The following is a 4,819-nucleotide window of genomic DNA, read 5'->3' as shown; positions in this document are numbered from 1 at the left end:
GTCTTAACCCAGCCCACGTACTTTCCCATTCTGCTTCTTTTAAAGCAGGCAATATTGTATAAGCACGCTCTAATATGGAAGTAATACTTTCTGGTTGTACAGACTTATTAAACGTATGAGGCTTCATTGTTGCCCCAATTACGTAACGGCCACCACGTTTCGGCGTGATGTAAAATCTTTCTTGGAAAATAGGAGCTTTCAAGAGCGGTTTCTTGCTTCTTACTGCAACAACTTCACCCTTAACAGGATATGTACCCCAATCACTATGGAAATAATGTAGTAATTTCGTACTCCATGAGCCTCCAGCGATAACGACTTTTTCACATGTGATTACACCTTCACTCGTAACAATTCCAGTCACTTTATTATTTTCAATACGAATATCAAACACTTCTGGTGGAAATATAGCACGGCTTTCTCTAGCAAGCTCAAACAACGGATCATATGCATCCCATTCTGCCTGAACACCGAGCAAACCAGCAGCTGCTTTCGAAGCTTCAGATGCGATTCTTTGCTTCTCTACAATCGCTACTTTATGCCCTCTTTCTGCTAGAAAGTGTGCAACTGAACTACCAATCACACCTCCGCCAATAATCGCTACATCATACTTCTTACACATGTTTTTCCGCCCACTTTCTTATTGATTCCTTATAAGATTTCGCCTTGCTATACGGATTACTACTGCTTATAATCCCGGACATAACAGCAATACCACTTACACCATTTGCAAGAACATCACCTGTATTTTCAGGGGTAATCCCACCAATTGCAGTTATTGGTATGGATAAACAACTTGCCATATGAGCAATTTCTTCTAATCCTCTCGCTGGCACACCTTTTTTACAATCTGTCGGAAATACATGACCATAAACGAGTGAATCTGCTCCATTTTTAAATGCTACTATCGCTTCATCTAGCGAATGTACTGAATAACCGACATGCAAATAAGAAAATTTTTCTTTCACTAACCTTACATCTGCGCTTCTATATCCTAGTTGAACACGAGGAATATTTAATAGAATGGCGATATCAATTCGATCATTTATAACAAGCTTAGATGGCGGAAAGCCTTTTTTTAAAAGACTTTCCACACCTTCATACAATTCCTTCGTRCTCTTCTCACGCTCACGAATATGCAAATAATCAATCTCACTCTCAATTTGCATCGCTACATTCACTAACTCTTCGAATGGCATATGACCATTTGAGATTACATGAAGCTCATTTTTCATATTCATTCGCCTACTTTAAAATGTTTTCAAATAATTCATCGGCTGGAACAATTTCTTTCGCCATTCCTTTGTCTTTCAACCATTTGTTTTGTTTCTCCCATGACTCTTTTGAATCCGATAAGAATGGCTCATCTTTCGTTTCCATCTTCTCTAATAAAATTTTCATACTTTCTTTTTCAACTTCTGGTACAAGCGGGAAGTTTTCTTGTTCTTGATGATCTAATAAAATATTTAATGCTTCATCGGGGTTTTTCTTCATAAAGTCATACCCTTTTTGTGCCCCACGTAAAAAGGCYTGYAATGCTTYTTTATCYTTTTTCAAMGTTTTATCACCYGTTACAAACACAAGCTCATGATARTTCGGYACACCRTAATCWGCTGGATTAAAGCATGCTGGTTCATGACCTTCATGACGCATAACAGGTACTTCATGGTTAATGTATGCTCCTGTTACCGCATCCACTTTTTTCGTAATTAATGCTGGTACTAAATCAAAGCCAACATCGACTACTTCCACTGTATCTGGATTACCACCAGCTTCTTTTACCATCGTTTTTAAATACATCTCACTTAAAGGTGTTCCAGAATATCCAACTGTTTTCCCCTCTAAATCTTTTGGCGATTGAATGCCTGCTGACTTCAGTGATACAACATGATTTAACGGTGAACGTACGACAGCTCCAATTGATTTCACTGGAATTTGTTCATTTGCTTTTGCCATGACAACATCTGGTTGATAATACAAACCAACTGTCACTTTCCCTGCCGCCGCTAGCGTTAATGGATCAGTCGGATTAGAAGGGAATTTAATATTCACCTTGACTCCTTCTTCTTTAAAGTATCCTTTTTCAATTGCCGTATAAATAAAGCTATGTACCGCATTCGGGTACCAATCAAGCATTACTGTTATTTCTTTTTCTGATTTATTCTTATCTGATGCCGAGTTACTCGAACATCCTGCAATCATTGCAACTAATAATGTAAACACAAAGATGCGTTTTAATAATTTCATGAATGTTTCCTCCAACTAATAAATTTCTTTTCTAATATCGAAACAAGTATGACGAAGAAAATAGCTAATAATGATAACAATACAATTGGTGCAAATACACCAGCTCCGTCTAACTGCGTCATCATTCTTTTACTGAAATATCCAAGCCCAGCTTGTGCACCGAGCCATTCACCAATCGCTGCCCCAATAACGCTAAGTGGTATCGCAATTTTTAACGCTGAAAAAAAGTAAGGAAGAGCAGATGGCAACTTTAGCTTTAGAAAAACATCTTTTTTCGTTGCACCATATGTAACTAATAGCTCCTCCCATTCTTTTTTCGTACTGCGCAGTCCATCATACGTATTGACCGCAATTGGGAAAAACGTAATTAAAACGGTAACAACAACCTTACTCCAGATGGTATATCCAAACCATAAAACGAAGAGCGGTGCAAGCGCAGTGATCGGGATTGTTTGTGAAGCAACTAATAACGGATAAAATGCTCTTTCCATCCACGTACTCGCATTCATTAACATTGCTAGCCCTACGCCCAGTACGATAGAAATAACAACGCCTATTAAAACGACGTACAACGTTGCAGGTAAATGAACCGTAAATAATATATCTTTCAGCRCCCATATCTTCATTACAATTGCAGAAGGTGATGGCAAAATGTACATCTCATCTACAATTCTTGCTCCTACTTCCCAYAGAGCAAGTAAAATTCCACTTAATATAAGGGCAGGTAATAACTCCTTCAAGCGATTCATCATACGAGTACCTGCCTTTGTAACATACTAAGGAGCTCTTCTTTAAGCGCTAACACTTCAGGCTTATATAAATCTTTTCTTGTTCGGTTACGATCAAGCGGCACAATTCGCTCAGTTAAAGTTGCTATCGGTTGATTTTCTACAACCAAAATTCGATTAGAAAGAAACAATGCTTCTTCAACATCATGAGTGATAAATAAAATTGTTTTTTCCCACTCTTTCCATTGTTCAAACAACCATTCTTGCAAAGATGCCTTCGTTAAAGCGTCCAATGCGCTAAACGGTTCATCTAACAATAATATCTCCCCACCTGTTAATAAAGTTCGGATAAAAGATACGCGTTGCCTCATACCACCAGATAAATCTTTCGGATATTTTTTCTCGTACCCTTGTAAACCAAATTTATGTAACAGTTCTTTCGCTTTTACTTGCGCTTCTTTCTTCTGCACACCTTGGCACTCTAGCGGCAGGGCCGCATTCTCAATAATCGTCCTCCACGGCAAGAGCATATCTTTTTGGGGCATATACCCTACAGAATGACTCTTTGTTTCTGTCAGCTCTATCTGTCCAGTACTTGCCTCTTCTAAGCCTGTAATAAGGCGAAATAAAGTACTTTTCCCGCATCCACTCGGTCCGATAATACTTACAAACTCTTTATCTTGTATAGAAGCATTTAATTCATTGATGATTGGTTTCTCATCATAATGAAAGGAAACATTATGAAACTGTAGTATGTTCTTGCTCCTCAAAACCCCACATCTCCTTACGATAAGCCATATCCCAGAATAAATATTCAAATCGGCTGGAATATAAGAAAATCTCCTCTAATCGGTCTAGCTCTTTCTCTGACTTTCCAACTGCCATTTCATTTAATAAATCTATTAACCAAATACAAAGGTTACCGTATTCTTCAGAACTATATCCTTGAATCCACTCTCCAAAGAACTCATGATCGCTTGCTCCAGGAATATCATTTAAACGCTTTCCAATCTCCCAATAACTCCACATACATGGAAGTAAAGCTGATATTAATTCAGCAATTGTGCCATTTTGAGATACAGACATCATGTAATTTGTATATGCTAAATTTTTAGCAGATGGTTTCGCAGATTCCATCTCTTGTACAGAAATACCAAGTCTTTTTGCATACTGTTTATGAATCGTCATTTCACCATTTAAAATCCCATCAATTTGCTCTGCAAATTTTGCCATAACTTGTGGATTCGTTGCCTTTACAACCCCAATTGCATATAGCTTTGCATAATCTAACAAATATAAATAATCTTGAATAATATAGTACTGGAATTTGTCTTTTTCCAACGTACCATCCCCCATACCTACTACAAACGGATGATTATGACTTTTCTCCCAAACAGGCTGCACCGTATCAAATAATCTTTCACAAAATTTCATTAATAATTCCCCTTCCTATATATCTATTTATCTCAATAAAAAAACCACTTCTGTATAAAAGAAGTGGTTACAGCAAATAAAATTATAATTTATTCGTTGTTCCACTTCCCTTCGCTAGTATTATCTAGATCAGGTGTTGTAAGGGTTAAGGATTATTCCTCTCTCAGCACGAAAAGCACCCCTAGTGGTGTTAATATGAAATTTTCAAATAAAAAAGCCCCGTTTCTATACGCAAAGAAACGGGGACTCATTGTTAATGTCCGAATTGCTTCCCTACGCTAGCATAATCTAGATCAGGTAATAAAAAGGATCAAAGGCTTACGGCCCTACTCTCAGCTGGCAACACCAGCCCTCCTAGCAAACTATAAAATTATCACTGTCAGTATAACACCGCCATAAGACATCATCAACTG

At 37.7% G+C, this 4,819-nt stretch carries 6 protein-coding genes and 2 riboswitches; all 6 genes read right to left on the bottom strand.

Annotation, left to right across the window (positions count from 1 at the left end):
* Positions 1-619: FAD-dependent oxidoreductase (locus tag AC1DJR_RS18480; RefSeq protein WP_477003204.1), on the bottom strand; the 619-nt coding region annotated here is incomplete at its 3' end.
* Positions 612-1,232 (bottom strand): thiazole tautomerase TenI, encoded by a 621-nt coding sequence (gene tenI / locus AC1DJR_RS18475; protein ID WP_061675217.1) that lies wholly within the window; start codon positions 1,230-1,232, stop codon positions 612-614. The genes AC1DJR_RS18480 and tenI, both read right to left, overlap by 8 nt.
* Before the next feature lie 10 nt (positions 1,233-1,242).
* A complete protein-coding gene (locus tag AC1DJR_RS18470; protein ID WP_477003203.1) occupies positions 1,243-2,244 on the bottom strand; it encodes an ABC transporter substrate-binding protein in 1,002 nt (333 codons plus the stop codon).
* Positions 2,241-2,993, bottom strand: a complete 753-nt coding sequence (locus AC1DJR_RS18465) for an ABC transporter permease (RefSeq protein WP_477003205.1) — start codon at positions 2,991-2,993, stop codon at positions 2,241-2,243. Before AC1DJR_RS18465 ends, AC1DJR_RS18470 begins: the two co-directional genes overlap by 4 nt.
* Positions 2,993-3,742 (bottom strand): ABC transporter ATP-binding protein, encoded by a 750-nt coding sequence (locus tag AC1DJR_RS18460; protein WP_002134471.1) that lies wholly within the window; start codon positions 3,740-3,742, stop codon positions 2,993-2,995. The genes AC1DJR_RS18465 and AC1DJR_RS18460 overlap by 1 nt, the downstream gene beginning before the upstream one ends.
* Positions 3,711-4,406 (bottom strand): thiaminase II, encoded by a 696-nt coding sequence (gene tenA / locus AC1DJR_RS18455; protein WP_131247264.1) that lies wholly within the window; start codon positions 4,404-4,406, stop codon positions 3,711-3,713. Before tenA ends, AC1DJR_RS18460 begins: the two co-directional genes overlap by 32 nt.
* Positions 4,407-4,495: 89 nt before the next feature.
* Positions 4,496-4,599, bottom strand: a riboswitch (TPP riboswitch).
* A gap of 60 nt (positions 4,600-4,659) precedes the next feature.
* Positions 4,660-4,772: riboswitch (TPP riboswitch) on the bottom strand.
* Positions 4,773-4,819: the final 47 nt, after the last annotated feature.

The sequence above is a fragment of the Bacillus sp. 05T31 genome (assembly GCF_056396725.1).
This window is presented reverse-complemented; position numbering and strand designations above follow the sequence as displayed.